Source organism: Cobetia sp. BL01 (genome assembly GCF_056493605.1).
The window spans coordinates 1-1,574 of the sequence record NZ_JBVBEE010000020.1 but is presented as its reverse complement, the minus strand read 5'-3'; the positions used below and the strand labels follow the sequence as shown (position 1 = coordinate 1,574).

The following is a 1,574-nucleotide window of genomic DNA, read 5'->3' as shown; positions in this document are numbered from 1 at the left end:
CCCGGCTTATTCATGAGGCCGACCTGAAAACGAAGATGGCGAGTGGTTTTCTCTTGTAGAATCAGGATGTTCCTGCCAGAACACGATTCAAGAGGACCACTCGCCATGGGTGAAACCCTAACGACCTGGACGCCCTCATGCAACGGCTCTGTCCGTGTCGAGCTGAGCGGCCACCGCACCACCAGCGACAGCGGCGCATTGTTGCTGCGCGAAGCCCTCGACAGCAGTGGCGTGATCGAGGCGCTCGAAGATAACCTGGTCGATCCACGCCATCCGCTGCGTATTCGCCACTCGCTGGCCAGCCAGATACGCACCTTGGTGCTGCAGCGGGCGATGGGGTGGATCGATCTCAGCGATACCGACACGCTGCGCCGTGATCCGCTCTGGCAGCTGGCCTGCAGTGATGCGCGCGGCATGACGCCACTGGTCCAGGATAGGCCGTCCCAAGCCACGCTGTCGCGGCTGCTGACCTGCCTTGGACACAACGACAACATCGATGCCGTGCATGAAGGTCTGCTGCGGCTGGTGGCCTGGCGCCTGACCTCGCTGAAGAACGGCGAGCGTCCCAAGCAGCTGACGCTAGACATCGACGGCCTGCCGATTGAGGTCCATGGGCACCAGGGCGGTTCCGCTTATCATGGCCTTTACGGTACGCGGATCTATTCGCCGCTGGTCGCCTCGTTGGCCGAAACTGGCGACATGGTCGGCGGCCTGCTGCGCGAGGGCAACGCCGGCCCCGCCGAGAACGCTGATACGTGGATCCCGCACCTGGTGAAGCGGCTTAACGAGAGCACCGGCGCCCAGGTTCGGGTGCGTATCGACGCCGGCTTCACCGACAACGACACGCTGGAGGCGCTGGAGAAGCGCAGCATCGAGTACCTGGGCCGGCTGCGCAGCCACAAGGGCTTGCAGGCGCTGGCAGCGCCCTACCTGAAGCGGCCACGCGGCCGGCCACCTGAGCAGCCTCGGGAGTGGTGCCACGACCTTGAATACCAGGCCGGTACCTGGCCAACGCCACGACGCGTGGTGCTGGTGGTTCAGGAACGCCCCGATGACCTGCTGCTGCATGCCTTCTTCCTGGTCACCAACCTCGGCAAGTTCGACTGGCCGCCCGAGAAGATCCTGGCACTCTATCGCAAGCGCGGCAGCGCCGAAGCGCACATGGGCGAGGTGAAGTCGGCGCTCGACGTGCATCTCTCGTCGACCGATCGCGGTGCCTCCACCGTCCAGGACGTGATGGCCCGCAATGAGGTGAGCCTGTTGCTGAGTCTCTACGCCTATCAGGTTCTGCATGGCCTTCGCTGCTTGCTGGGGCGCCAGACTCGGCAGGGTTGGAGCCTGAGCCGGATGCGTGAACAGGTGCTCAAGGTGGCGGCGACGCTCTCGCTGCACGCTCGGCGCATTACCGTTCACCTCGGCGATGCGGCTGATAAATGGTGGCCTGCCTTGCTGAAGGGGCTGCCGAAGCTGACCGCGCTCAGCTGACGTTCGGCGCAACCACCATAGCTTCAAGAATCGAGCGACCGCAGCGACGGTCGACGATGACGGCTGCTTTAACGGCGTGATTAATTCCT

At 63.9% G+C, this 1,574-nt stretch carries 1 protein-coding gene; it reads left to right on the top strand.

Features of this window, described 5'->3' with window-relative positions:
- The first annotated feature begins 66 nt into the window (after positions 1 to 66).
- The gene (locus ACZYGA_RS16920; protein ID WP_088743481.1) at positions 67 to 1,485 is read left to right on the top strand and encodes an IS1380 family transposase; all 1,419 of its coding nucleotides are present in this window, start codon (positions 67 to 69) and stop codon (positions 1,483 to 1,485) included.
- The last annotated feature ends 89 nt before the right edge of the window (positions 1,486 to 1,574 follow it).